We start from the raw sequence: 22782 nt of genomic DNA on the forward strand, positions 1-22782 counted from the left end.
TCGTGCGCAGCGGCGATCGACGCCATCGCACGGCCGTGGAACCCCCGAAGGCCGCAAGCTGGAACGCGAAATCAGCCACGCCATCGCCACCACCCTGAACACCTGGGAACAACCACTAGGCCCCCCGCTTCAACGCCCTCTGGACCACACAAACCTCGCGACGCCGACCCAGCATTGCGTGACGAGGGAATAGCTCTCGACAGGGGTGCGGGTTGTGTTATTTTCCGCCAGGACTCTGGGTGAACGCCCGATTGAGTCGCGACTTGCCGGCGGCGAACGAGCATCGGCAGTTCCGTGCGAGGGGGAAATTCATGCGAAGAACATGGCTTGGGATTCTGTTGCTGGTCGGAGTTGTGGCGCAATCAGCCGTCCTGCCTGCCGACGCGGTACAAGCTACGGCTGTCGCCGCCCCGAGCCCGTTGGTAACCGTGCTCGAAGCAGGACAGAAGCTCTATGGCTACGCCTCGGTCGCCAACGGGCCGGCCAGCTTCGTGGTGAACACCAGCGAATTCACGGTGAATTACGACGGCGTCTTGAACGGCCCGGGCCGGATCGAACTCGGCGACCTGTGCTGGCAGGTGCTCGACGCGGTCCATCCGGCGTTGACCAGGATCTACGCGGAGCTGACCACCGCGGGTGACTTCCGGCTCGTCGCCCCGGGAGTCGGCGTTCTCTGGAACTCCAACACCGCAGGGCGAGGCGGTAAGCGCCTGGTGCTCACCCGCACCGCCAATCTGATCCTGTACACGGCCGACGGGAGGATCGTCTGGCAGTCGACGTCCGGTCAATGCTGGCTGAACGCGAACAGCGCGCTGTCCAGCAAGCAGAGCCTGCGCCTGGGATGGACCAAGAACCGAACGCCCGCGCCATGGCTCGTACTGGCGATGCAGGCCAACGGCAACCTGGTGCTTCGCCGCGGGAGGCACACCGTCTGGCAGGTCCGTCCGAACGTCCCCGGCTCCTATCTCAGGTTCACCTCCAACGGCGAACTTCTGATCCGGTCACCGAGCGGCAAGCTGCTCTGGCGCAGCGGGCGGCACGCGAAGACCGGTTGCGCCTGTTGGCTCAGGATGAACCACCCCTACGCGGGCCAGATCGCGGTCATGGACTACAGCGGGCGCACGCCGGTCACCGTCTGGCAGAGCCCGCTGCCCTTCTAAATCGCTCGAAACGAGGCTCAGGCTTCCTGGGCACGTCCTCGGCGTCTTGGGCGAACCGGATACGCCGGCGGGTGCGTACTGCGGGTAGATGCGTCGGGGTCTCGGCGGGTCTGAGTCCATGGTGTTGGCCGGTGAGCGCGGTTGGGGGTTGCGGCGGATGAGTGTTTTTCGTGGGGAGTTCTTGGGTGAGTTGGTTTGGCCCGATTCGGTTGGTTATGACGAGGCGCGGCGGGTGTGGAACGGGCACATCGACAAACGGCCTGCGCTGATCGCGCGATGTTCCGGAACCGCCGACGTGCAAGCGGCGTTGCGGTACGCGCGGGAGCACGGACTTGTGATCGCGGTGCGGGGCGGCGGGCACAACGTCGCGGGCAGGTCGACCTGTGACGGCGGTGTGGTGATCGACCTCGGGCTCATGCGGGAGATTCGGATCGACGCCGACGCACGGATCGCCACGGTCGGGCCCGGCGTGATCTGGCGCGAGTTGGATGCCGCGACCCAGGAAGTCGGGCTGGCGATCCCAGGGGGCACGGTGTCCGACACCGGCGTTGCGGGGTTAACGCTGGGCGGCGGGCTTGGCTGGCTGTCACGCCGCTTCGGGCTCACCTGCGACAACTTGATCTCGGCCGAACTCGTCACCGCCGACGGCACAGTCCTGCGGGTCGACGAGCGGAATCACCCCGACTTGCTGTGGGCCCTACGCGGTGGTGGTGGGTCGGTCGGTGTCGTCACGTCGTTCGAGTTCCGGCTGCACGAGCTGGCCCATCCTGTTCTCGGAGGACCCCTGTTCTATCCAGCCGACAAAGCCCCCGAGCTGCTGAGGTTCGTCCGGGACTGGGCTGCCGACGCACCCAGGAGCGCCAGTGTGATGGCGATGCTCGGGACAGCACCACCGGCGCCGTTCCTGCCGGCGGAACTTCACGGACAGCCGATGGCGATGGTCCAGGCCGTGTGGACCGGGCCACCATCCGAGGGCGAGGCCGCGCTTGCCTCGCTGCGCGCCTTCGGTCCACCTGTCGTCGATCTGGTCGGCCCGCTGCCGTACACCGCACTACAGCAGGCCACCGACGCCATGGCACCCCGCGGCCACCAGTACTACCTCAAAGCATCCTTCCTCGACGCACTCGACGACACCGTGATCGACGCCGCCCTCAAAGCACAGGAACAGTTCACCAGTCCCACCTCCGGGATCGGCTTCACCCTCATCGGCGGAGCGATCGGTGACATCGACGACGGCGCCTTCTCCCACCGAGACGCGACCTGGATGTGCGACATCCTCACCTCCTGGGCCCCAGAGGACCCGAACGCCGTACCGCACCTCCACTGGGCCCGCGACCTCTGGGAAAACCTCGAACCCATCACCCGCGGCGGCTACGTCAACCACCTCGCCACCGAAGAACTCATCCCCCGCCGCGGCTACAACCCCCACACCGCAACCCGCCTCGCCACCATCAAAACCACCCACGACCCCAACAACATCTTCTAACAGGGTTATTCAGAAGATCTTGAAGACCCAGAGCAAAGAACAAGAGCAAGAACGTCAAAAAGGCAGGGAAGAGAAAATCGAGAGGGTGCTGGGTGCCTGGGTGGGCTGGGCGGGCCGGTGGTGGTCGGCGGGTCAGAGTACGTGCCGGCATCGAGTCGTGGATCGCGGTCGGCCAGACACACCCCAGCACGCCATAATCCACGACTCGAACCACCCAGCGGGAGGACCGCTCACTCAGCGACTGGTCCTCGACAGGCCCGATCCCTCACGCACCGCGGTCGTCGCATTCCCGACACGCCAACCACAGGCCGCCCGCACCTACGCACCGAGCCCAGCAACTCTATCTTTTCTGTCCTTCCTTTCTCTTTGCCTTCTTCTGTGAGGGTTCTGAATAACCCTCTAAGTCAAATGTCCTGGGCATAGTCCTGAAAGACGAAGGCTGGGATCAGTTCGACCAGTTCGTGCATCGCTCCGACGCGGGCGAGCACGTCCTCGGCGTCGAACGGATTCGATCCCCAGTTGATGAGCGTCCGGTCTCTGATCTGCCAGACCAGGCGGCGGTTGCGCATCATGCACTCCATCATCCGTGGGTTCAGGACGGCAGAGGCATACCGCCTGTCCTCGCACTGGATCCGGAAAACCTTGTTGAATCTCCTGCTCTCGAACTCCAGATCCGGACCCTTGAAAGACTCGCCATGAAACCCCTTGGGCGTTGCTCGCAGCTCCGGCAGGCGGACTCCGAGGTCCAACGAGATCAGGAAAACGTGCTGCATCTCAGCCGACCGACCGGACTCGAGCGTGTACGAATAGTCCATCACGTACGCCGAGCGTCCACCGAACTCTCCGCTGAAGCACTCACCCGGCTCACCTCGGTAGAAGATGTCCGCCGCCGCCTTCACCAGCCCGGGCACCGGATCACACGAAACCCAGCCGAGCCTCCGGAGCTCACCGCCGCGTCGGGCCCGCCGCAGCGACCGTGCGCTCTTCGCGTTCTCCTCGGAGACGGCAATCCAGAGGTAGATGGCCGGAATACCCAGCGCCACGCAGACCATGCCGACACCGACGAGTGCTTCCCAGATCATGTCTTCAACAGACGCACTGCGCCGCTCATGGTTCCACCCCATCTCCTGGTGCTCTGATCGTAGCGAGGACCTGGTCGGCGCCGCCCCGACCAGCAGCTCAGCGCAGCACCGCGATGCGGCGGCGAAGGCGCCGCGGCTCCAGGGCGAGAAGAACGAGCACAGCCACGCCGGCCAACTGCGGACTCGCTGTCCACCACGCGTGATCCCTGTCGAGGAGAATCAGTACGGCGCTCAGTAGGAGGAGGGCGGGGACAACGATCAGCAGAGCCCGGAACCAGCGAGCCTTGTACCGCTCCAACTGTCGCACGGCGGAGTCCAGGGCGGCGGCTCGTACGGCGGGATCGTCGGGGACCGGTCCGCCGCGGGATGATCTCAGCGCCGCTCGGCGTTGTTCCCGGGTCAAGTCTCCGGGCAGCGCAGCCAAGAACCGGTCCGCACGTCGCCGCATGATCACCATCGCGACACCGAACGGCACACCGGTCGCTGCGCCTGCGATCAGTGCGGAGGTCCAGGTGTGCGCGATCAGGTAGCGCGCGGCGAGTGCGAACAACACGCCGTACAGAAGTCCGCTGAGAACGCCGGTCAGCCAAGTGCGCATGGCCTACCCGGTGCCCACGCCTGACTGCTCCATGCGGGCTCAGCCGAAGCTGAAGGTGAAGGCTGAGATGCCGGGGCTGTAGGTCAGTGTCATCGTTTGGCGTTGCTGGGTGGGGTTGTCGACCAGCTGGTAGGCATTCGGCGTACCGCTGACCTTGATCGTCTTGTCGGGTACGCCGGGGATCGACACGGTGACTGTGCCTTCGCCGGACAGGACGTGGAAGACCTTGGCTGCGTTGAAGTTCAACCTGGCCGTCGATCCCTGGGTGGAGGTGACGCTCTGGGTACCGACCGCCCAGTTGCCGCCGAGGCTGAAGGTGTCGTTCGGCTGGGTGGGATTGAGGCCGAAGGCAACCGTCTTGTTCGGCGTCAGCGCGCCGGTGCCCTTGAGGTTCGTCGACCGCGAGTACCCCAGGTAGGTCTCGGGCGTCGTACCCTCGGCGCCGATCGAGTCGGCCTTCACCGTGCCGTCCACCGGCGCGGGCAGCTGGACGTTCGGGTTCGCGTCCTTCAACAGCTGCCGGATCTGGTTCTCGGTCTGGTCATAGCTACCTTCGCCGAACTTGATCGAACGAACGGTGCCCTGGGCATCGATCAGGTACTTCGCCGGCCAGTACTGATTGCGGTACGCCGTCCACGTCGCGAGGTTGTTGTCCTGACCCACCGGATAAGCGATACCTTCCTTGCGTACGGCGGACTCGAGGTTCCCGGCGCTCTTCTCGAACGCGAACTCCGGTGAATGGATCCCGACGATCTGTAGCCCGAGCGCCTTGTAAGCCTTGTCCCAGGCGAGCAGATGCGGTGTCGCGCGCTGGCAGTTGATGCACGAGTAGGCCCAGAAGTCGACCAGAACAACCTTGCCCCGCAAAGCACCGAGAGTGGCCGGTTGTCCGCCAGGAGTGTTGAACCACTTCTGCGTACCGGTGAACTCCGGCGCCGCACCGCACGACGCAAGCTCGGCCGCGCCCGGCGTGCACTTCGCGAGATCTTGCCCGCCCTGGCCGATCGCCGGAGCAAGGACGCCCTGGACGGTCTTGTTCTCGGCAACCTTCTTCTCCAGCCCGCTCGTGTAGCTGGGCAGCGCACGCTGGATGACGTCGGTGATGTTGAAGGCGAGCGCGATCGCCAGCAAGATCATGACGATCCCACCGCCGATGCGGAATCCCTTCTGGTGCTCGCGATACGCCTTGACCCGCTGAGAGATCCGCGATCCCGCCGAAGCGAAGATCAGCAGCGGCAGCGCCGCACCGATCGCGAACGAGACGGTCAGTACGACGGTCCGCCAGCCAACGTTGCCCGTGGCACCGGCGACGGTGATGGCGGCCAGGACAGGTCCGGCGCAGGGGACGTAGAGGGTGCCGAGTCCGAGACCGAGGACGAAGGCTCCGTTGTTGTTCTTGGTGATTTTCGGCAGGCGGTAGAACGGCTTCTCGATCCAATGCCCGAGGGCTGGAAAGATCAGGCCGAGCCCGACCACCGTGAGGATGGTCAGGCCACCCCAGCGCAGGAAGCTGTCCGGCAAACCGAGTGCGGACAGAATCACCGACCCGGTCAGCGTGAACAGACTGAAGCTGACCACGATGCCGGCGATGATCTTCAGCGGCCGGAAGTCGCGCGGCGGCTTCACGGCGGACTCGGATTCGACGACCAGCAGGTTCGTTCCGCCCGTCTCGTTCTCAAGAACCGCCTTTTTCTTAACGACTTTCGGCGTCGTAGCGTCGGATTTGCCCGCCGTGCCGGCGAAGAAGATGATCGGGAGCATCGGCAGGACGCAGGGCGAGACCCCGGTGATCAGCCCGCCTACCAATCCGATAAAGGCCAGCGTCAACATCGGGTCACTCCCACGGAGAAGGTTCCAACAGGTCACCTCCCGTTCGAGCCAGAACACCCGGCCGGATGGGTGAAAGTCCTCCCGATCTCCGACCCATCCGGTCCGGCCGCGGCGCCGAAGGAGGGATGTCAGCTGCGATCCACCCAGTGGATCACGGCACATGGTGGCGACAGAGCCGGGCTGTTCGACGGACATGCCAGTCGCCCCGGTTCAGTCACTCACATCGGAAGAGAGATTTCGTCATGTCCAAGAACCTGGTTCGCGCCGGCCTCGCCGCGTCCGCACTCTCCCTGTTGTTCGTCACCGCGGCCTGTGGCAGCAACGATGACGCCGGCTCCTCGCCGTCGACCAGCACCTCGTCGAGCTCGGCCCCGGCCGAGACGCCCAGCGCGACCACTGCCGACAACATGTCCGGCCTGGTCGGACCGGGCTGCGCCGACTACGCCAAGCAGAACCCGACCGGCGCCGGTTCCGTCGACGGAATGGCCGCCGCACCGCTGGCCACCGCCGCGTCGGGCAACCCGCTGCTCACCACGCTGGTCAAGGCCGTGTCCGGCAAGGTGAACCCGAAGGTCGACCTGGTCTCGACGCTGAACGGTGGCGAGTTCACCGTGTTCGCGCCGGTCGACTCGGCGTTCGCGAAGATCGACGCGAAGACGATGGCCACGCTGGGCACGAACGACGCACTGCTGAGCAAGATCCTGACCTACCACGTCGTGGCCGGTCAGCTCGACAAGACCGCGGTCCTCGGTGAGCACGCGACCGTCGAGAAGCAGGACGTCACCGTCACAGGATCGGGCGACAACCTGATGGTGAACAACGCCAAGGTCATCTGCGGCGGAGTGAAGACCGCCAACGCGACCGTCTACCTGATCGACACCGTACTGATGCCGCCGGCGGCCTGACGAAACCGCCGACCCGGCATCACCGGTGGTGTCTCCTCTTCGGGGGGAGGCACCACCGTCCGCCTACGGAGGGCGGTGGGGGTTTCAGACTGCCGTGCGGTGGCTACCGGGCGGGTTCGGCAGGGGGTCGACACGGAGGTTGTAGATGACGACGTTACGCGCGCTGGTGCTGAGTTGTTCGTTGAAGAAGTCGCCGGCGAAGTCGAGTTCGGAGCTGATCGGGCGGGAACTCCTCACCGCGCTGTCGGATCACGACGTCGAGGGTGAGGTCGTCCGAGTCGTCGATCACGACGTACGGTTCGGGGTCAGCGTGGACGAGGGTGATGGGGACGAGTGGCCGGCGCTGCGGGAGAAAGTGCTGGCCGCGGACATCCTGATCATCGCGACGCCGATCTGGATGGGACAGCCGGCCAGTGTGTGCAAGGTGGTCCTCGAGCGCCTTGACGCGGAGTTGTCCGAGAAAGACGATCAGGGCCGGCCGTTGGTGTACGGGAAGGTCGCCATAGTTGGTGTCGTCGGCAACGAAGACGGCGCGCATCACGTCAGCGCGGAACTCTTCCAGGCGTTGAACGACGTCGGATTCACGATCCCCGCAGCTGGTGCGACGTACTGGGTCGGCGAGGCGATGGGTTCGCTGGACTACCAGGACGCCGGACCGAAGGCCGACACGACCGGTCTCACCACCAAGACCGCCGCCGCGAACGCCGCGCATCTTGCCCGACTGCTGCGCGACCAGCAGTACCCAGAGATCGACTCCTGACCGACCGCGCGCGGCGGGACCTTCGGGTGCGTTGGGTCATCCGTCGGAGTTGTCGCCGAGCGCTGCGCGCGAGCGCGGCTCGTTGTACGCGGCGGGGGTGGCCGATGCGTCGTGCTGATCGAGCTTGCGCCGGTAGAAGTCGTAAGCGGCCTGCTTACTCATCCCCAAGGCGCTGCCCACCTGACTCCAGCTCGAGCCTTCTTCGCGGGCCTGTCGCATCATGTGCCACCGCGCACCGGTCAGCAGCTCGACTACGCGCCGACTGGCCTGGAGCGCTTCCAGTCCGGTGACACCCGGTAAGTCCGCCAGGGACTTCACGAGCACCGCGACCGGATGTCCTGCTGCCTGCTCCTGCTCGATCCCACGCTCATACGACTCCCGCCGGTCACTGACCCGCAACACCGCGAGCAACTCTTCCAGGCTCCTGGCATCCCCAGCTGCTGCGGGCTGTCCTGTTTCAGCGCTCATTGCGTCAAGTTAGCTTGACGAGAGGTCGGCGTCAAGCTAGCTTGACTGCATGGGAATGGCGGATTCAGGCGAGCGCCGGCGGCTGCTCAACACTTATGGCACGCCCGTCGCTCCGGCCTGGCCGCGACTCGACCTGATCGGGGGCGACGCGGCCGAGCGGTTTGCTCAGCTCGCGCTCGACCTGCACGACTCGGCCGGTATGGAGGAAACCGTCCAGGCGGTCGTGCAGTTCGCACTGCAAGCGCTGGACTGCTCACATGCCGGTGTCGCCCTGATCGTGAACGGCAAGCGGCTGGAGATCCCCGCGGTCACCGACCCGGTGGTGGCCGAGATCTACGCATTCCAAGTCGGCGGAACCGGCCCACTGGCGGTTTCGATGCACGAGCACTCGACCGTCCTGATCCGCGATACCAAGATCGACGATCGCTGGCCGGAGTGGGCCACGAAGGTCCTCGAGCTCGGCGTGCGCAGCGTCCTGGACGTACCCCTCACGACCGCGGCCGGCACAGTTGGAGTGCTGGGGCTGTACAGCATTCGACCCGACGCATTCGGTCCTGACGAAGAAGCGATCGCGCACATCCTTGCCCGGCACGCCTCGGTGGCCGTCGCCAGCGCCCGGCAAGAGGACAACCTGGCGCAAGCCGTTGACGCACGCAAACTCGTCGGCCAGGCGATGGGCATCCTGATGGAGCGCTACCACCTCGACGGCGACCAAGCGTTCGCCGTACTAAGACGGTATTCCCAAGGCACCAACACCAAACTGCGCGACGTCGCCGTACAGCTCATCGAGACCCGCAAACTCCCCGCTGACAGGTAACAACCCAGCGCATACACCCGGGCACTGGTTGTCCAAGGCATCCTGATCGCGCGCGAGATCCGGATCGCCAGGCCCCGGGAGTTCAGACCAGCAGCCCCGGGGCCGTGCTCTGCAGTCGAATCCGCTCCCTTCGCACCGGCGTTACCCGACGGCGTTCAGCGCACCGATGCCCGCAAGGGTGGCGCTCCGCTGTGAGCCGATATATGAATGAGTCATGCATGAGAGCAATCTCTGGGTGTCCTGGACGCTCCGCAGCCACGACGCGCTGATCGCCGCGCTGCCGACCGGGCTCGGTCTACGGGACGCTGCTGCGCTGACGCTGATCGGCAGTCATCCAGGGTGTTCCGCCGACTGGTTGTGGGCGCGGATCGGTCTGACCCAATCCGGTACCGTCCGCCTGGTCGACCGGTTGGAGGGCCTCGGCTACCTGTCGCGGGAAAAGGCCGGACGATCCGTGCGGCTGAGCCTGGTCGAGGCCGGCGAGGAAGCACTCCAAGGCTGGAACCAGGCACGCGAAACAGCAAGTAAAGAGGTTCTGCGCGGGTTGACCGCAGCCGAGCGCAAACAGTTCGCAGCGTTGCTGGCGCGAGGACTCCGCGAGACCGAACGGGTCCGCGTCGATGCGGACACCACGTGCCGGTTGTGTGACTGGCGCGCCTGTCGGCGATGCCCGGTCGACCAGTCGGTGACGGACCCGTGACGGTCACCGGCCCCACTCGCACACAGTCGCTACCCACTGAGACGCGTTGGCTCGCGACCGCCTGGACCCTCGCCTCGACAGCCGACAACTTCCTGCTGTTCGTGCTGCTGTGGATCGCAGGCCCACAGGGATGGTCAGGGACCGAGACCGCGCTACTGGTCGTCGCAATGCGCCTGCCGACACTCGTTGGCGGCGTACTGGGTGGGCGCGCCGTCGACCGGTTCGGGCCGGTCCGCATGATGGTGCTCGACGGCGCAGCCAGGACGGCATTGATGGGCGGCCTCGTCGTCGCGGGCGCCGACGGAACCTTCAACCTCTGGATCGTGCTCGCGCTCGGAGCCACCGCCGGGATCACAGCACCCATGACGTACTCAGCGGCGCGCACTCTCATCCCACGCCAGGTCCGGCCTGAGCTGCTCGGCAAAGCCAACGCGTTGCTCAGCATTGGTGACCAACTACCGATGCTGCTCGGGGCCGTCCTGACCGGGCCGGCGCTGTCAGTCCTCGGACCAGGCTCGGCCTTTGTGCTCCCGCTTCTCATGATGCTGGGTGCGACGGCCATCGCGGTCGGTCTTCGTCGTACGCCGAAACACGACATTGCCCCCGCGCCGCCCGAGGCCGAGCCGGGCCGCCGACGGTACCCACGACGCGTCATCGCCCTTGTTGCACTGTCCGTGGCCTACTACTTCACCTACGGACCCTACGAAACCGTCATGCCCTACTTCGTCCGGGATCGATTGAGCTCTGGCTTAGGCGGCTACACGTTGCTCTGGGCTCTCTTCGGCGGCGGCGCGTTGCTGACCCTGCCCGCCGCAGCTCGCCTCTCGCGCCGCCGGCCAGGCCTTGTCAACGCGGTCGGAGCGATCACCTGGGGTGGACTGATGGTCCCGCTCGCGTTCACCGATCAGTTGGTCGTCGCGGCCTTGGGTTTCGTGGCCGCCGGCGCGATCTGGGGCCCGTACTCCGCGATCGAGACGACTGCCCTGCAACGCTGGACCGATCCGCGCGACCACGGCCGGATCTTCGGCACGCAGCGAGCCCTACTAGCACTCGCCGCACCGCTGGGGGCAGCGGTCGGAGCCATCGCCCACGACCACTTCTCCTCCGCACCGATCCTGGCGGCATCCGCCGTCGGCTGCACCGTCGCAGGCGCCATCGCCTGCACGATCCCCACCCTCAGACGGGGCTGACGCCAAGAGCCGGAAGTGGTCGAACGGTCTACTTCGCGAGGCGGCTGTGTTCGAGGTCGCCCCAGACCTGGATGATCTTTCCGTCGGCGACGTGATACATGGCGAATTCCTGCAAGCTGGCGGCCTGTCCGTCAGGCGCGGTGTAGGTGTCGATCAGGTGTGCGCTCAACCAGCCACCGTCAATGAGCAGGTGCTGCAGGTCCCAGTGGAAGTCCGGATATTCCTGTACGACGGACCGCAGCCCGCCGCCGTAGCGCTCCAGGTCGTGTGACTCGCCATTCACCTCGACTTCCCCGTCGACGAACTCGCTCAACTCGTCGAACCGGTGCTCGTTACACCGCTCGAGATAGCTCCGATAGAACCGATCCAGCTCTTCACGCTCCATGAGCGATCAGTGCCCACTAGCAGCAACCATTAGCAGTTGGGCGGGATCGGCGATCGTCAACACCACCTCGATCCAGGCGTACGAGCCGCCCGGCACGCGGTTGCTTTGCGAGCACCCCTCGAACCCGCCGCAGCTACGGGGTCAGCAACACCTTGACGGCGCCATCACGTTTGGCCTGGAACATCTCGTACGCAGCGGGACCTTCGGCCAGGGGAAGGTGGTGGGTGGCGAAGGAGTCGACCTTGAGGGGGTCGTCGTCGCCGAGGAGCGGGAGGATGTCGTCGCTCCAGCGGCGGACGTTGGCCTGGCCCATCCGGAGCTGGATCTGCTTGTCGAAGATCGTCAGCATCGGCAACGGGTCCGCCATCCCTCCGTAGACGCCGATCAGCGAGATCGTGCCACCACGCCGTACGACGTCGATCGCCAGCAGGAACGCGGCGAGCCGATCCACACCGGCTTTCTGCATGAACGGCCGCTGGATCACATCCGGCAGCAACCCCGCCGCCTGCTGGGCGAACTTAGCGGCCGGCGAACCGTGCGCTTCCATGCCGACGGCATCGATCACCGAGTCCGGCCCGCGCCCAGCGGTGAGTGTCCGGATCGCCTCGGCCGCGTCGTCGCTGTACTCGAGGGTCTCGACGCCGTACAGCCTCGCCCGCTCCAACCGCTCCGGGACGAGATCGACGCCGATGACCCGGTGGCCGCGGTGCAGCGCGATCCGGCAGGCCATGTCGCCGATCGGGCCAAGACCCAGTACTGCGACCGTGCCGCCCTTCGGGATCCCGGCGTACTCGACCGCCTGCCAGGCTGTCGGCAGTACGTCGGACAAGTACACGAAGCGGTCGTCCGGCGGACCGTGCGGCACCTTGATCGGCCCGTACTGCGCCTGCGGGACGCGCAGGTACTCCGTCTGACCGCCGGGGACCTGCCCGTAGAGCTTGGTGTAGCCGAACAGCGCCGCACCCATCCCCTGGTCCCGCACCTGCGTGGTCTCACACTGCGTCTGCAGACCTTGGTCGCACATGAAACACGAGCCACACGCGATCTGGAACGGTACGACGACGCGGTCGCCGACACTCAGGTTGGTCACCTCGGAACCGGTCTCCTCGACGATCCCGATCACCTCGTGACCGAGCACATCGCCCGCGTCCAGGAACGGCCCCATCACCTCGTACAGGTGCAGATCCGAGCCGCAGATCCCGCTCGACGTCACCTTGATCACTGCGTCCGTCGGCTGCTCGATCCGCGGATCCGGCACGTCGCCGTACTCGATCTTCCGCTTGCCCTGCCAGGTCAGTGCCTTCACGAATGCTCCTCGGGTCAGCCGGCTCGTTGGGCCGGGGTGTGCCAGGTGCTCATCAGGTGTTCGGCGAACAAGTTGTCCAAGGCAAGGGAGCAGCGGGCTCCGAAGAGGACGTCTCCGATCGCGGACGGATGATCCTGGACGTAGCTGCCGCACAGGTCGTGCGCGGCGATCTGCTCGTGGACCGCATCCGCCTCGACGTGCTCGGTGAAGTAGCGCGCCTGTACGTCGGTGGCGCCGAGGCGGGCCGCGCCCGTGGCGTACTGACGGTTGGGCAGCGTGGACGTCATCTCCAGCGCCGCCAGGTGACCGAGCAAGGCCGGCGTCCAGCGCCGATGCATCGCGAAGAACGACATCACGTTGGAGATCGCCAGCGTTACGGCGCGTACCTGAGGCACATAGTGGCCGTAGGCATCATTCAGACCGAGCCAGCGCATCGTGGTCCGGAAGAGTTCGGCGTGCATCCGCTCGGCGCGTCCGGCGCCGTACTCGTCGGACTGGATCTCCACCAGCGCGGCCTTCGCGGCACCGTCCAGCCGGGGAATGCCGAAGCTGTGCGGGTCCGCCTCCTTCAGCTGGTAGACCGACCGATTCAGCACGAACTCACGGAACTGCTCGAGCGTCGCGTGCCGCCGCAAGTACGCCGCCAACTTCGGGCCATCATCGGCATCGACCAACGTACGGAGCTGTTCGGCCACCGGCGCATCGGTCGGCTGCACCCGGCAGTTCGATTCGAGCCAGGCCGTCCACGGTCGCTCCAACTCGGTGCGGAAGGCAATGATCTGCGGATCCCACTGGCCGTCCGCAACCGCATCGTCGAAGCCGCGGTAGTGGAGCTCGTACGCGACCCACAACGCGAGCTGCAGATCCTCGTCCGCCCACGGTGTCGCCGACCCGATGACCGCGATCGCATCGCTCCGACGACCGTGAAGCCGGCTCGTCAGCCAGCCGCTCAAGGGGCCTCGTGGGGGTGGCAACTGCATGGATGTCTCCTTGTCTGTCAGGCCTCGCCCCAGTACCCGGGAGGAAACCGCATGTTCGGTGGGTACCGGTTCGGACATGACAGCGAATACCGAGGACCGCGCGACCGTGCTCCGCGCCTATCCGAACGGCCCGATCCTGGTCCGTGGGGACTTCGAGCTCCTCGACGAGGACGGCCGCCGTGTCCCCACCGGCCGCCGTACCATCGCGCTGTGCCGCTGCGGCCGCTCCGGCATCGCTCCGCTCTGCGACGGCACGCACTCGCTGCGCACCCGCCGGGAGCGCTGATGGCGGCCAAACTCGTCGCAACCGTCCTCGGTACGCCGGACCCGCCCACGCTGGCCACCTTCTACCGCGACCTGCTGGGCTGGGAGATCACCAGCAGTGAGTCCGGCTGGGCCCGGGTCCAGCACCCGGACCGCGACCGGCCCAGTCTCAGTTTCCAACTGGAGACCGACCACACGCGGCCGGTCTGGCCGCAGCAGCCCGGTGACCAGCAGATGCAGGCGCACCTCGACGTCCAGGTCGACGACCTGGAACACGACACCGCTCGCGCGGTCAGCCTCGGCGCAACCGTGGAGGACCACCAGCCACAACCCGACGGCGTACGAGTCATCCGCGACCCCCACGGCCACCTCATCTGCCTCTTCCTCCCAGGCTTCTGACCACCCGGCATCAGCAATCCAGAAGGAGGAGGCCATGAACGCGAAACCTTCCGAGGTCGGGGACCTGCGCTTGGCCACGATCGTCGTGAACTCGCTCGATATGGACAGGTCCGCTGCTTTCTGGTCCGCGGCCCTCGGCTACACACCGCCCGACCGGATCGGCGCCGATGACCAGTTCGCGAAGCTCACCGACCCGGACGGCGCCGGCCCGAGCGTGCTCCTCCAGCGAGCCGAACAGATCTCCGCTGACGCGGCACCGGTCCACATCGACCTGTACACGAAGGACCGGGACCAGCACATCGAGCGTCTGGTCAGGCTCGGAGCCGCTGTCGTCGACGACTGGGACTACCCGGCCGAACACGACTTCATCGTGCTCCGCGACCCGGACGGCAACGAGTTCTGCGTTATCTCTGTCGAACCCTGATGACCGTCGCTGATTGGGGCGGGGTACACGGTGGCTACGAAGTGCCCAGTCGAGAGGATGATGAGATGCCCGGGGATGTTGTCGACCTGATCATGCAGGACCACCGCGAGGTCGAGCGGTTGTTCGACGAGCTCAAGGAGAACCCGGAGAAGCGTCCCACTCTGCTGCCGGTGCTGACGACGCTGTTGACCGCGCACAGCCGGGCCGAGGAGGCCGAGGTGTATCCGGTCGCCGCGGCCGAGGCCGGCGAGAAGGAAGACGTCTCCCACAGTCAGCAGGAGCACATCGAGGCAGACCTGCTGCTCGCCAAGCTGGCCGAGACCGACCCGACCTCCGCGGCCTTCGACAAGGCGCTGCAGAACCTCGTCGACGCGATCTCGCATCACGTCGAAGAGGAGGAAACGAAGGTCCTCCCCGGAATGCGGGCCAACCTGTCCGACGCCCGTCGTACCGAGCTCGCCGACGCCTTCGCCGCCAGTCGCAAGCAGCACCTCGGCGAACAGCCCGGCGAGATCACCAAGGAAGAGTTGGCCCAACAGGCCGCGAACGCCGACCTGACCGGCACCTCCGGCCTCACCAAGGACCAACTCAAGAAGAAGGTCGAGGACGCCGCCGACCTCTGAGCCGAGCGGGCGTCACCCGACGAACGAGCCGACCGGCCGCAGCGCCGCGGCCGGGAGGCCGTGCGGGCCGAGAAAAGTCAGTACGCCGACCAGCGCCGTACCGTTGAGCGGTTCGGCCTGCGAGCCGAGTCAGCGCCGTACCGGCTCTGCGGTTTGGACGCTGCCCTCAAGCGCGCGCTCGAGCGCGGCGTCGGCCGGGCATTCGACCTCCGGGACCACGCCGATCTGCTCCCAGTTCGTGCCCGTGGTCGCGTTCACCGACCGGGCGACCGGCACGGTCAGTTCCAACGTCTCGGTCAGTTCGAAGATCTCGACCGGATGCGCCCCACCGCCGGTTCGCTCACCGACGACCGTTGCTCGGCCCTGCGCCTGCAGGTTGTACGCCAGTTCCTCACATCCGGAGAATGTCGCGGCGCTGGTCAACACGGTGATGGGTACTGTCAGCGGCAGGCGACCCGCGGCCGGGTTCGTCCAGAACTGCCGTGCCGTGCCGTCACGCGAGACGATGTCCTGCAGGTGCACCGGCTCGTCGCCGAGCAGGTAGCCGCAGATGAACGCCACCGTCTCGGGAATGCCGCCCCGACCGGCGCGCAGGTCGATCACCAACCGGTCGACGCCGGCCAACAGGTCGAAAGCGGCAACGATGTAGCGCTCGGCCAAGTGCACCGGCGACGTGTACGGCGCGATGGCCAGCAAACCGGTGTGTTCGTCCAACCGCTCCACCCGACTGATGCCGCCGGCATTGCGGACCGCCTCGGCGGCGTAGTGCTGCTCCCAGTCGTCAGGACTGGCCAACGCACCGGACGGGCGATACCGCACCCGCAGATGCCGATCGTGGTTGACCGCCTGCAGGCGCTCGGTCAGTCGCGCGGCGGTCGCGGACGGATCGCCAGCTGTGTCAACGCCGGCCAGTCCGGCGACGATGTCCTTGGCAACCTCGGGGAAGACGTAGTTTTCGTCCACCAGGGCGGCGATTCGGTCGGTCAGATCTGCTGTGATCGTCATGCGCCGAGTCCAGCAGCCCGCTTGACAAAGCGACAACTGCTCTTAACGCTTGATTTCGTGACAGTGCCAGAGCTGCTCGACGCCACCAACCCCGTCCAGGCTCGCGCCCTCAGCCATCCCACTCGGCACCGCTTGCTCCTGGAGCTGGGCGAGAGCGCGGCGACCGTCAGCCAGCTCGCCAATCGCCTGATGATCAACAAAGGCAACGTGGCGCATCACTTGGCAGTCCTCGTCGCGGCCGGACTGATACACAAGGGCCCCACGCGCACAGTGCGAGGCGGCACCGAGCAGTACTACGTCCGCCCGGCTCGACGCATCAAGTTCGAGGGCGGCCCGGACAACGCCGCCCTCTTCGCGATGATGAGCAACCTGACCAGCGAGATCGCCGGCGACCCCCAGGCCCTCCTCAACCACCGCATCCTCCGCCTGACCGCCCGCCAAGCCGCCGCCCTGGCCGCCCACCTGGACACCATCGTCAACCAACTAGAACCAGCCAACCCCCGCGAACACCGCTACGGCGTAGCAGTAACCGTCTACCAGCACGGCCACACCCGCTAACTCCTTGCGCCACAGGGCTCAGGCCAGGCAGGCCTCAGGCCGGGCAGGCCTCAGGCCGGGCAGGCCTCAGGCCGGGCAGGCCTCAGGCCGGCGAGTACGGTGGCTGGGTCCGGAGGGGGCTGAGGCCCGCGTCATGTTCGAGGAGATCCAGCGATGCCAGTCGCCACACTGTTCTTGATGGTCGGGCTTCCAGGTGCCGGTAAGACCACCCGAGCTCAAGAACTGGCGAAGTCACACGATGCGCTGCGGTTCACCCCGGACGAATGGCACCTTTCCCTGTTCGGCACCTCGTTGCGGGCCGAGGGCAAGCGTGACCTCTTGGAAGGCTGGATGATCACGGTCGCACTGCGGACGCTGCGGCTGGGCACCAGCGTGGTCCTCGACTTCGGCCTCTGGGGCCGAGACGAGCGATCGGCCCTACGTTGGCTGGCCGCCCAAGCCGGCGTACCGTGCCAGGTCGTCTATCTGCCCGTCGACCTGGACGTCCAACTCGCCCGCATCGCCCACCGCCAAGCCACCACGCCTCAAACCTTCCCAATGCCCGAAGCCGACGTCATCACCTGGCGCGCCAAGTTCCAGGCCCCCGACGCCGCCGAACTAGCCGGCCAAGACACCCCGTCTCCACCCCAACCATGGACAACCTGGCCCGCATGGGCCACCAACCGCTGGCCGACCCTCACCACCGACTACTCCTAAAACACGATCCAACCTCTTCGAACCGGCAGATCCACGACTGACTCGTCATAACCAGCTCGTCGCAAACACCGACGACCCGCAGGTCGTCATCGGTGACTATTTGCGCAGCACACGATTCCCGACGGCCACGAAACCGATCAGCTGCAGCACGCCACCCAGGACCTCTGGCCACTCGTTGCCCAGGACAAACAAACCGACGATGTGCAACGGCGGCCAGGCGGTGATGAAGGCGGCCGCGAAGGTCGGGACGGCCTTGCTCCGCAGCAGCGCAATCCCGAGCATCAAAGTGCCGACGATATTGCCGAGGATAAAGACGAAGAAGATCCATCCGAAGGCTGGATCACCTCCCTGTGACGCATCGAGCACCGAGGCGAAGTCCCCCATCGGACCGCCGTGCTCGGCCATGGCCAGGACCACGGTGTTGAACACGCCCACACCGAAATAGCAGATGTAGCCCGCGGCAACGAGCGTGCCCGAAATGAACCCCAACCGGGCCGAACGACTACCGATGACCCGCATCGCCGCGATCGCCGCCGGCACCATGAACAACGATCCAACGATCGCCGCGAACGTCGCGAACCTCGCTTCGCCCGGGTGAGCCGTTGCCAACGCCAACGAGTCTGCGCCGGTCTCGTCGGTCCCACCATGCAGCGTCATCAACGCGAACAGGAGGTTCGACACCACCAGCCCCGCAGGCCCGACAACCGTCGAAATCAGCAACCCCACCCGCCGCAGCCCCAGCTCCGGCGCCAACCGCTCCGCAGCCACCTCTGTATGCACCATCATTCTCTCTCCCCCATCGCGAATCGCTTCGGCACCAGTACGACGAACCCCAGACATCCGGTTCACGATCCAAACGACTCGACTTGCTCCGAAGAACGAGAGACCAACTACGCCAATGCCTACTGCCGGGAACCCCGACGATCTCTCCCGTGCTGATGCACTGACGGATCGATGTCAGCTCGAACTGGTCGACTTCTTCGGGGCCGCCGTCGACGGGCCGCGAGGCTTGTGGCTAGCGGGCTCGGGTGACTTCGGTTCGGAGACCGACTTGGCGGTAGCCGAGGCGGTGGTTGATGGCCAGCATCGGGGCATTGTTCTGGTTCATGATCGTGTAGGCGTTCAGAACCCCTGCGTCTTTCGCGGCAGCGAGGGCGGCGGCCTTCACCAGACCCGCGAGTCCTTTGCCGCGCCACTTCGAGTCCGTGCCAGTCATGTCGGACCAGATCTTGGTGTCCTCGCGGTCGACGAGAGTGAAGCAGACCACCGATCCGTCCTCGACAAGCGCGAGGCTGAGCTCGCGGTCGAGCGACGTACCCGCCCAGATGTCGTCGCAGAACCACTCGAACTCGACGTCGAAACTTATGCCCCCCGGAATGTCCGCGGCTGTATCCCGATAGACCGGGTAGATGTCCGTCGCCTCCAGCCGCGAGAGCGGGACCAACGAGAGCCCGTCCGGAATCCACGGCACGGGCAGGTCCGTCAACTGCAGACCGGCGTACACCATCTGGTCGCCGGCCGTGAACCCGAGCGACCTGGCGAACTGCGTACCGCCTTCGTCCGCGAAAGCCTGAACGTACGCGGACGGAAGAGTCGCCAACCATGCATCGCAAGCCTCGTACAGTCCGGTCCCGATGCCCGACCGGCGATGATCCGGATGCACCATCAAATTCAGCGAGTACGCATCGGGCTCCCGCAGCCAGGTGGCACGGTGCAATCTCGCCCACCCGACAACCCGCCCACCAACCTCCGCCGCGAACACAGGCTCTTCCCTGCCCGCCTCCAACTCCGCGAACTCACGCCGCAGCCGCTCCGGCGCCCCCACCGCATAGGGCCGAACCACCCCACTCAGAGCCACCACCGACTCCACGTCCCCAGCCCGCGCACGCCGAATCTCCACCCCAAAACCGTACAAGCCAAACCGTCCACCCCGACGCACGCCGAAACAGCCGTAGTCAGAGCGACGCCGACCCCAGGCTGTCGGTCGCGGGCCGCAGCACGCGGGGGTTACTCACCGCCGCTGACCGGCCGACCGATCTGTGGCGGGTCGGGCTGATCAGAGGCGGGGATCGCGGGGGTCGCGGACGGGGGCGTCGAGGCGCTCCTCGCGGATTACCGTTTCGCGGGTGCGGCCGCGGCTGGACAGGAAGAGTGTCAGTACGATGCCGAGCGCGCCGGCGCCCATGAGGATGTAGCCGATCACCGTCAGATCCACCCCGCTGATCCGGTCCGAGACGCCGAACGCCAGCACTCCGCCCAGGGCGAGCAGAAAGATTCCGGCACCGATACCCATCACAGTCTCCTCAGAAAGCGTCCGACCGGAGAGCGTCCCCGGCCCGTCTGTTGCTGCTTCCCTGTTCCCGCGCGGCCGCGGGCGAAACGACAGTCACCGCCCGAACCCAGCGGTCAGTCCGTTGCCTGGCCAGTCTTCTCCTTGGCCACGGCTAGGTTATGCGCGGCTCTTCGAGATCGCTGCTGGGCAGGCCGATCACCGTTGTCTGACAGCGGTCTCCGTCAATCGCATCCACCACCGGAGCCCGGCGCGCCCTCGGCGTACTCCTCTCCTGACGTGCGCTCAGAGGATCTACGTCGGTGTCCACCTCGACCGTTTAGGCGGGGCGGTGGCGGACACCGGTCCGGGTATGCCGACCGTGCTGCCGACCGCCTCGCCGCTGGACACCGGACTCGTCCTGCGGGACGTCCTCCTGCCCCTGGTCGCACAGGGCGCGATCATCCGCCGGCCGCGGCTAGGCACCCTCGCCGAGAAGCTCAAGACCGACGATCGCGCCCTCCGGCGGGTCCGGAAGCTCCGCGACAAGTACGGCGACGGTCCGGTGCAGCTCCACGTGGCCGGACGGACGATCGCGTTGGTGCTGTCGCCGGACGACGTACACCGGCTGCTGGCCGGCACGCCGGATCCGTTCGCGGCGTCGACCGCTGAGAAGGCCGGCGCGCTCCGGCATTTCCAGCCGCACGCCGTACTCGGCACCGATCCGCCGCTGCGCGCCCCGCGCCGGGAGCTGAACGAGCAGGCGCTGGAATCCCACCAGCCGGTGCACCAGCACGGCCGGCAGATGGTAAAGATCGTCCGCGAGGAGCTCGACGCGCTGCACGCGACGCTCGGCTGGGACGAGTTCCGCGCGATCTGGTCGCGGGTCGTCCGCCGGATCGTGCTCGGTGACTCCGCGCGCGACGACACCGAGCTCACCGAGCAGCTCGACCGGCTTCGCGCGGACGCCAACTGGGCCGAGTTTCATCCACGGGACGACGAGCTCAGAGAACGCTTCCTGAGTTCGCTCTCACGGTACGTCGACAAGGCGGAGCCTGGCTCGCTCGTCGAGCTGCTGCACGACCCGCTCCCCAATGCGCACGGCGACATAGATGGGGTGAGCAGCAGCGAGGTGGACGCGGTCGGGCAGGTGCCGCATTGGCTGTTCGCTTTCGATGCGGCGGGCATCGCTCTGTGGCGGCTCTTCGCGGTCCTCGCCGACCGCCCCGCCGCCCTGGAGCCGATCGTCGCCGAGGCCCTGCACCCGGAGGCTTCGCCGCTCCTGGCCGTGGCGGGCTCCGCGGTGCAGGAATCGTTGCGACTCTGGCCGACGACCCTCGTCGTACTGCGGGAGGCGCACGAGGACACCGAGTGGCGCGGACGGGTCGCACCGGCCGGGACCGAGTTCGCGATCGTCAGCTCGGTCTTCCATCGCGACGACAAAGCGATCGAGTTCGCGAACCGCTACGAGCCGTCGATCTGGCTCGACGGCCGCTCCGACGGCTCGTGGCCGCTGATCCCGTTCAGCGCCGGCCCGGCCGAGTGCCCCGGCCGAAACGTCGTACTCCTCGCCACCAGCACCGCAGTCAGCCACGTCGCCACCTCCTTCGACCTGGACGTCGATCCCTACACCCGCACCCGCCTGACCGACCCGCTACCAACCACCTTCAACCACACCACCATCCGCCTGGCTTTCTGGCCGAAACCACCACGCCGTACCCCACCCCCGCGCCGGATCCCGACGAGGACCCGAACGAACAACTCCCGTGGGACAACTGACCGCGGCACCCGCAACCGGAGGGACGCATGAAGATCGGATACTTCCTCTCCAGCGAGGAGTACACACCGGCCGAACTGATCGAGCAGGCGCGCCTGGCCGAGGAGGCCGGTTTCGACAGCCTGTGGATCAGCGATCACTACCACCCGTGGAACGACGCCCAAGGGCAGAGCGCGTTCGTCTGGTCGACGATCGGTGCCATCTCGCAGGTCTGCGAACTGCCCGTCACGACCGCTGTCACCTGCCCGACCGTCCGGATCCACCCGGCCGTGATCGCGCAGGCCGCCGCGACGAGCGCCGTACTGCTGAACGGGCGGTTCCGGCTCGGCGTGGGCACCGGCGAGGCGCTCAACGAACACGTGCTCGGCTCGGTCTGGCCGACGGTCGACGTACGGCTGGAGATGCTGGAGGAAGCCGTCGAGGTGATGCGGCGGCTGTGGACCGAGGACGGCTTCGTCAGCCACCACGGCAAGCACTACACCGTCGACACCGCGCGGATCTACACGCGCCCGCCGGAACCGCTGCCGATCTACATGTCCGGTTTCGGGCCGGAGGCAACCGATGTCGCGGCGCGGATCGCGGACGGGTACATCACCACGACGCCGGACAAAGACCTGCTGCAAAGGTTCCGCGACAACGGCGGCGGTTCGAAACCGGCCCAAGCCGGCTTCAAGGTCAGCTACGCGCCGACCGAGGAGGAAGGGGTCGAGCAGGCCCACCGCATCTGGGGCAACTCCGGCCTGCCCGGCGAACTGGCCCAGGTCCTCCCCTCCCCCAGACACTTCGAGCAAGCCAGCCAACTGGTCACCAAGGAGTCAACCGCCCAGTCGATCGCAGCCGGCCCCAAGGCGGAAACCCACCTCGACGCATTCACCCCGTACGTCGAAGCCGGCTTCGACGAGCTGTACGTCGCCAACATGGGCCCCCACACCGTCGACATGATGACCCTCTACCGCACCGAAGTCCTCCCCGAACTCCGCCGCACCAACCCCACACCCTGACCGGCGGCGTGTCACCCGCAGTGCTGCTGCGGGGCTCTGGACGGCGACGTCACATCGTGACGACGGTAGTCACGCCTGAAGAGTGTCAGTTCAACTCTT

Annotated in this window: 26 protein-coding genes; 15 read left to right on the plus strand and 11 right to left on the minus strand. The window is 66.5% G+C overall.

Translation table 11 applies throughout. The features are described from left to right. Window positions 1–239: 239 nt before the first annotated feature. Window positions 240–1160, plus strand: a complete 921-nt coding sequence (locus tag ACWF4Z_RS13005; protein ID WP_452243200.1) for a hypothetical protein — start codon at window positions 240–242, stop codon at window positions 1158–1160. A gap of 157 nt (window positions 1161–1317) precedes the next feature. Continuing rightward, entirely contained in the window at window positions 1318–2646 is a 1329-nt protein-coding gene (locus ACWF4Z_RS13010) for an FAD-binding oxidoreductase (RefSeq protein WP_452243201.1), read from the plus strand. A gap of 404 nt (window positions 2647–3050) precedes the next feature. On the opposite strand, the gene ACWF4Z_RS13015 is transcribed toward ACWF4Z_RS13010, so the two are convergent. From ACWF4Z_RS13015 to ACWF4Z_RS13025, 3 genes are all read right to left on the minus strand, one after another. Next, entirely contained in the window at window positions 3051–3728 is a 678-nt protein-coding gene (locus ACWF4Z_RS13015; protein ID WP_452243202.1) for a DUF3137 domain-containing protein, read from the minus strand. A 97-nt stretch (window positions 3729–3825) separates the two neighbouring features. Then, window positions 3826–4326 carry a hypothetical protein gene (locus ACWF4Z_RS13020; RefSeq protein ID WP_452243203.1) on the minus strand — a complete coding sequence of 167 codons (501 nt, stop codon included), beginning with the start codon at window positions 4324–4326 and terminating at the stop codon, window positions 3826–3828. A gap of 39 nt (window positions 4327–4365) precedes the next feature. After that, complete coding sequence (locus ACWF4Z_RS13025) at window positions 4366–6156, minus strand: cytochrome c biogenesis protein CcdA (protein ID WP_452243204.1); 1791 nt, start codon at window positions 6154–6156, stop codon at window positions 4366–4368. 242 nt (window positions 6157–6398) lie between these two features. On the opposite strand from ACWF4Z_RS13025, the gene ACWF4Z_RS13030 reads away from it, so the two are divergent. Together ACWF4Z_RS13030 and ACWF4Z_RS13035 are read left to right on the plus strand one after the other, a co-directional pair. Beyond that, on the plus strand, window positions 6399–7061 hold the full coding sequence (locus ACWF4Z_RS13030) for a fasciclin domain-containing protein (protein ID WP_452243205.1): 663 nt from the start codon (window positions 6399–6401) through the stop codon (window positions 7059–7061). 145 nt (window positions 7062–7206) lie between these two features. Then, entirely contained in the window at window positions 7207–7821 is a 615-nt protein-coding gene (locus ACWF4Z_RS13035) for a flavodoxin family protein (protein ID WP_452243206.1), read from the plus strand. 36 nt (window positions 7822–7857) lie between these two features. Here ACWF4Z_RS13035 and ACWF4Z_RS13040 read toward each other — a convergent pair whose 3' ends face one another. Continuing rightward, the gene (locus tag ACWF4Z_RS13040; protein ID WP_452243207.1) at window positions 7858–8289 is read right to left on the minus strand and encodes a hypothetical protein; all 432 of its coding nucleotides are present in this window, start codon (window positions 8287–8289) and stop codon (window positions 7858–7860) included. Between the two features lie 49 nt (window positions 8290–8338). Between ACWF4Z_RS13040 and ACWF4Z_RS13045 the strand changes: the two genes are divergently transcribed. The 3 genes from ACWF4Z_RS13045 (at window position 8339) to ACWF4Z_RS13055 (ending at window position 10996) form a co-directional block, all read left to right on the plus strand. Beyond that, entirely contained in the window at window positions 8339–9106 is a 768-nt protein-coding gene (locus tag ACWF4Z_RS13045; RefSeq protein WP_452243208.1) for a GAF and ANTAR domain-containing protein, read from the plus strand. A 214-nt stretch (window positions 9107–9320) separates the two neighbouring features. Next, complete coding sequence (locus tag ACWF4Z_RS13050; RefSeq protein WP_452243209.1) at window positions 9321–9806, plus strand: MarR family winged helix-turn-helix transcriptional regulator; 486 nt, start codon at window positions 9321–9323, stop codon at window positions 9804–9806. Next, on the plus strand, window positions 9803–10996 hold the full coding sequence (locus ACWF4Z_RS13055) for an MFS transporter (protein WP_452243210.1): 1194 nt from the start codon (window positions 9803–9805) through the stop codon (window positions 10994–10996). The genes ACWF4Z_RS13050 and ACWF4Z_RS13055 overlap by 4 nt, the downstream gene beginning before the upstream one ends. 28 nt (window positions 10997–11024) lie before the next feature. Here the strand turns inward: ACWF4Z_RS13055 and ACWF4Z_RS13060 are convergent, their stop codons facing one another. The 3 genes from ACWF4Z_RS13060 to ACWF4Z_RS13070 form a co-directional block, all read right to left on the minus strand. Continuing rightward, window positions 11025–11381 (minus strand): ester cyclase, encoded by a 357-nt coding sequence (locus tag ACWF4Z_RS13060; protein WP_452243211.1) that lies wholly within the window; start codon window positions 11379–11381, stop codon window positions 11025–11027. Window positions 11382–11514: 133 nt separating this feature from the next. Beyond that, window positions 11515–12687, minus strand: coding sequence for a zinc-dependent alcohol dehydrogenase (locus ACWF4Z_RS13065; RefSeq protein WP_452243212.1), 1173 nt, complete (start codon window positions 12685–12687; stop codon window positions 11515–11517). Between the two features lie 14 nt (window positions 12688–12701). Then, on the minus strand, window positions 12702–13667 hold the full coding sequence (locus ACWF4Z_RS13070) for an iron-containing redox enzyme family protein (RefSeq protein ID WP_452243213.1): 966 nt from the start codon (window positions 13665–13667) through the stop codon (window positions 12702–12704). Between the two features lie 76 nt (window positions 13668–13743). Here ACWF4Z_RS13070 and ACWF4Z_RS13075 point away from each other — a divergent pair, with 76 nt between their 5' ends. The 4 genes from ACWF4Z_RS13075 (at window position 13744) to ACWF4Z_RS13090 (ending at window position 15377) form a co-directional block, all read left to right on the plus strand. Then, window positions 13744–13953 carry a CDGSH iron-sulfur domain-containing protein gene (locus tag ACWF4Z_RS13075; RefSeq protein ID WP_452243214.1) on the plus strand — a complete coding sequence of 70 codons (210 nt, stop codon included), beginning with the start codon at window positions 13744–13746 and terminating at the stop codon, window positions 13951–13953. Next, window positions 13953–14330, plus strand: a complete 378-nt coding sequence (locus ACWF4Z_RS13080; protein WP_452243215.1) for a VOC family protein — start codon at window positions 13953–13955, stop codon at window positions 14328–14330. The genes ACWF4Z_RS13075 and ACWF4Z_RS13080 overlap by 1 nt, the downstream gene beginning before the upstream one ends. Before the next feature lie 34 nt (window positions 14331–14364). Further along, window positions 14365–14754, plus strand: coding sequence for a VOC family protein (locus ACWF4Z_RS13085; protein ID WP_452243216.1), 390 nt, complete (start codon window positions 14365–14367; stop codon window positions 14752–14754). 65 nt (window positions 14755–14819) lie between these two features. Beyond that, a complete protein-coding gene (locus ACWF4Z_RS13090) occupies window positions 14820–15377 on the plus strand; it encodes a hemerythrin domain-containing protein (RefSeq protein WP_452243217.1) in 558 nt (185 codons plus the stop codon). Window positions 15378–15506: 129 nt separating this feature from the next. Here ACWF4Z_RS13090 and ACWF4Z_RS13095 read toward each other — a convergent pair whose 3' ends face one another. Beyond that, on the minus strand, window positions 15507–16382 hold the full coding sequence (locus tag ACWF4Z_RS13095; RefSeq protein ID WP_452243218.1) for a S41 family peptidase: 876 nt from the start codon (window positions 16380–16382) through the stop codon (window positions 15507–15509). A gap of 57 nt (window positions 16383–16439) precedes the next feature. Between ACWF4Z_RS13095 and ACWF4Z_RS13100 the strand changes: the two genes are divergently transcribed. After that, complete coding sequence (locus ACWF4Z_RS13100; protein ID WP_452243219.1) at window positions 16440–16940, plus strand: ArsR/SmtB family transcription factor; 501 nt, start codon at window positions 16440–16442, stop codon at window positions 16938–16940. Between the two features lie 153 nt (window positions 16941–17093). Further along, window positions 17094–17636, plus strand: coding sequence for an AAA family ATPase (locus tag ACWF4Z_RS13105; RefSeq protein WP_452243220.1), 543 nt, complete (start codon window positions 17094–17096; stop codon window positions 17634–17636). 96 nt (window positions 17637–17732) lie between these two features. Here ACWF4Z_RS13105 and ACWF4Z_RS13110 read toward each other — a convergent pair whose 3' ends face one another. The 3 genes from ACWF4Z_RS13110 to ACWF4Z_RS13120 all read right to left on the minus strand — a co-directional run bounded on the left by ACWF4Z_RS13110 (window position 17733) and on the right by ACWF4Z_RS13120 (window position 19929). Beyond that, window positions 17733–18422, minus strand: a complete 690-nt coding sequence (locus ACWF4Z_RS13110) for a hypothetical protein (protein WP_452243221.1) — start codon at window positions 18420–18422, stop codon at window positions 17733–17735. Window positions 18423–18651: 229 nt separating this feature from the next. Next, window positions 18652–19536, minus strand: coding sequence for a GNAT family N-acetyltransferase (locus ACWF4Z_RS13115; RefSeq protein ID WP_452243222.1), 885 nt, complete (start codon window positions 19534–19536; stop codon window positions 18652–18654). A gap of 156 nt (window positions 19537–19692) precedes the next feature. After that, entirely contained in the window at window positions 19693–19929 is a 237-nt protein-coding gene (locus ACWF4Z_RS13120; RefSeq protein ID WP_452243223.1) for a DUF6458 family protein, read from the minus strand. 328 nt (window positions 19930–20257) lie between these two features. On the opposite strand from ACWF4Z_RS13120, the gene ACWF4Z_RS13125 reads away from it, so the two are divergent. After that, the gene (locus tag ACWF4Z_RS13125; RefSeq protein ID WP_452243224.1) at window positions 20258–21715 is read left to right on the plus strand and encodes a cytochrome P450; all 1458 of its coding nucleotides are present in this window, start codon (window positions 20258–20260) and stop codon (window positions 21713–21715) included. Beyond that, entirely contained in the window at window positions 21712–22683 is a 972-nt protein-coding gene (locus ACWF4Z_RS13130) for a TIGR03557 family F420-dependent LLM class oxidoreductase (RefSeq protein WP_452243225.1), read from the plus strand. Before ACWF4Z_RS13125 ends, ACWF4Z_RS13130 begins: the two co-directional genes overlap by 4 nt. The last annotated feature ends 99 nt before the right edge of the window (window positions 22684–22782 follow it).

It is taken from the genome of Kribbella sp. NPDC055071 (assembly GCF_053608045.1).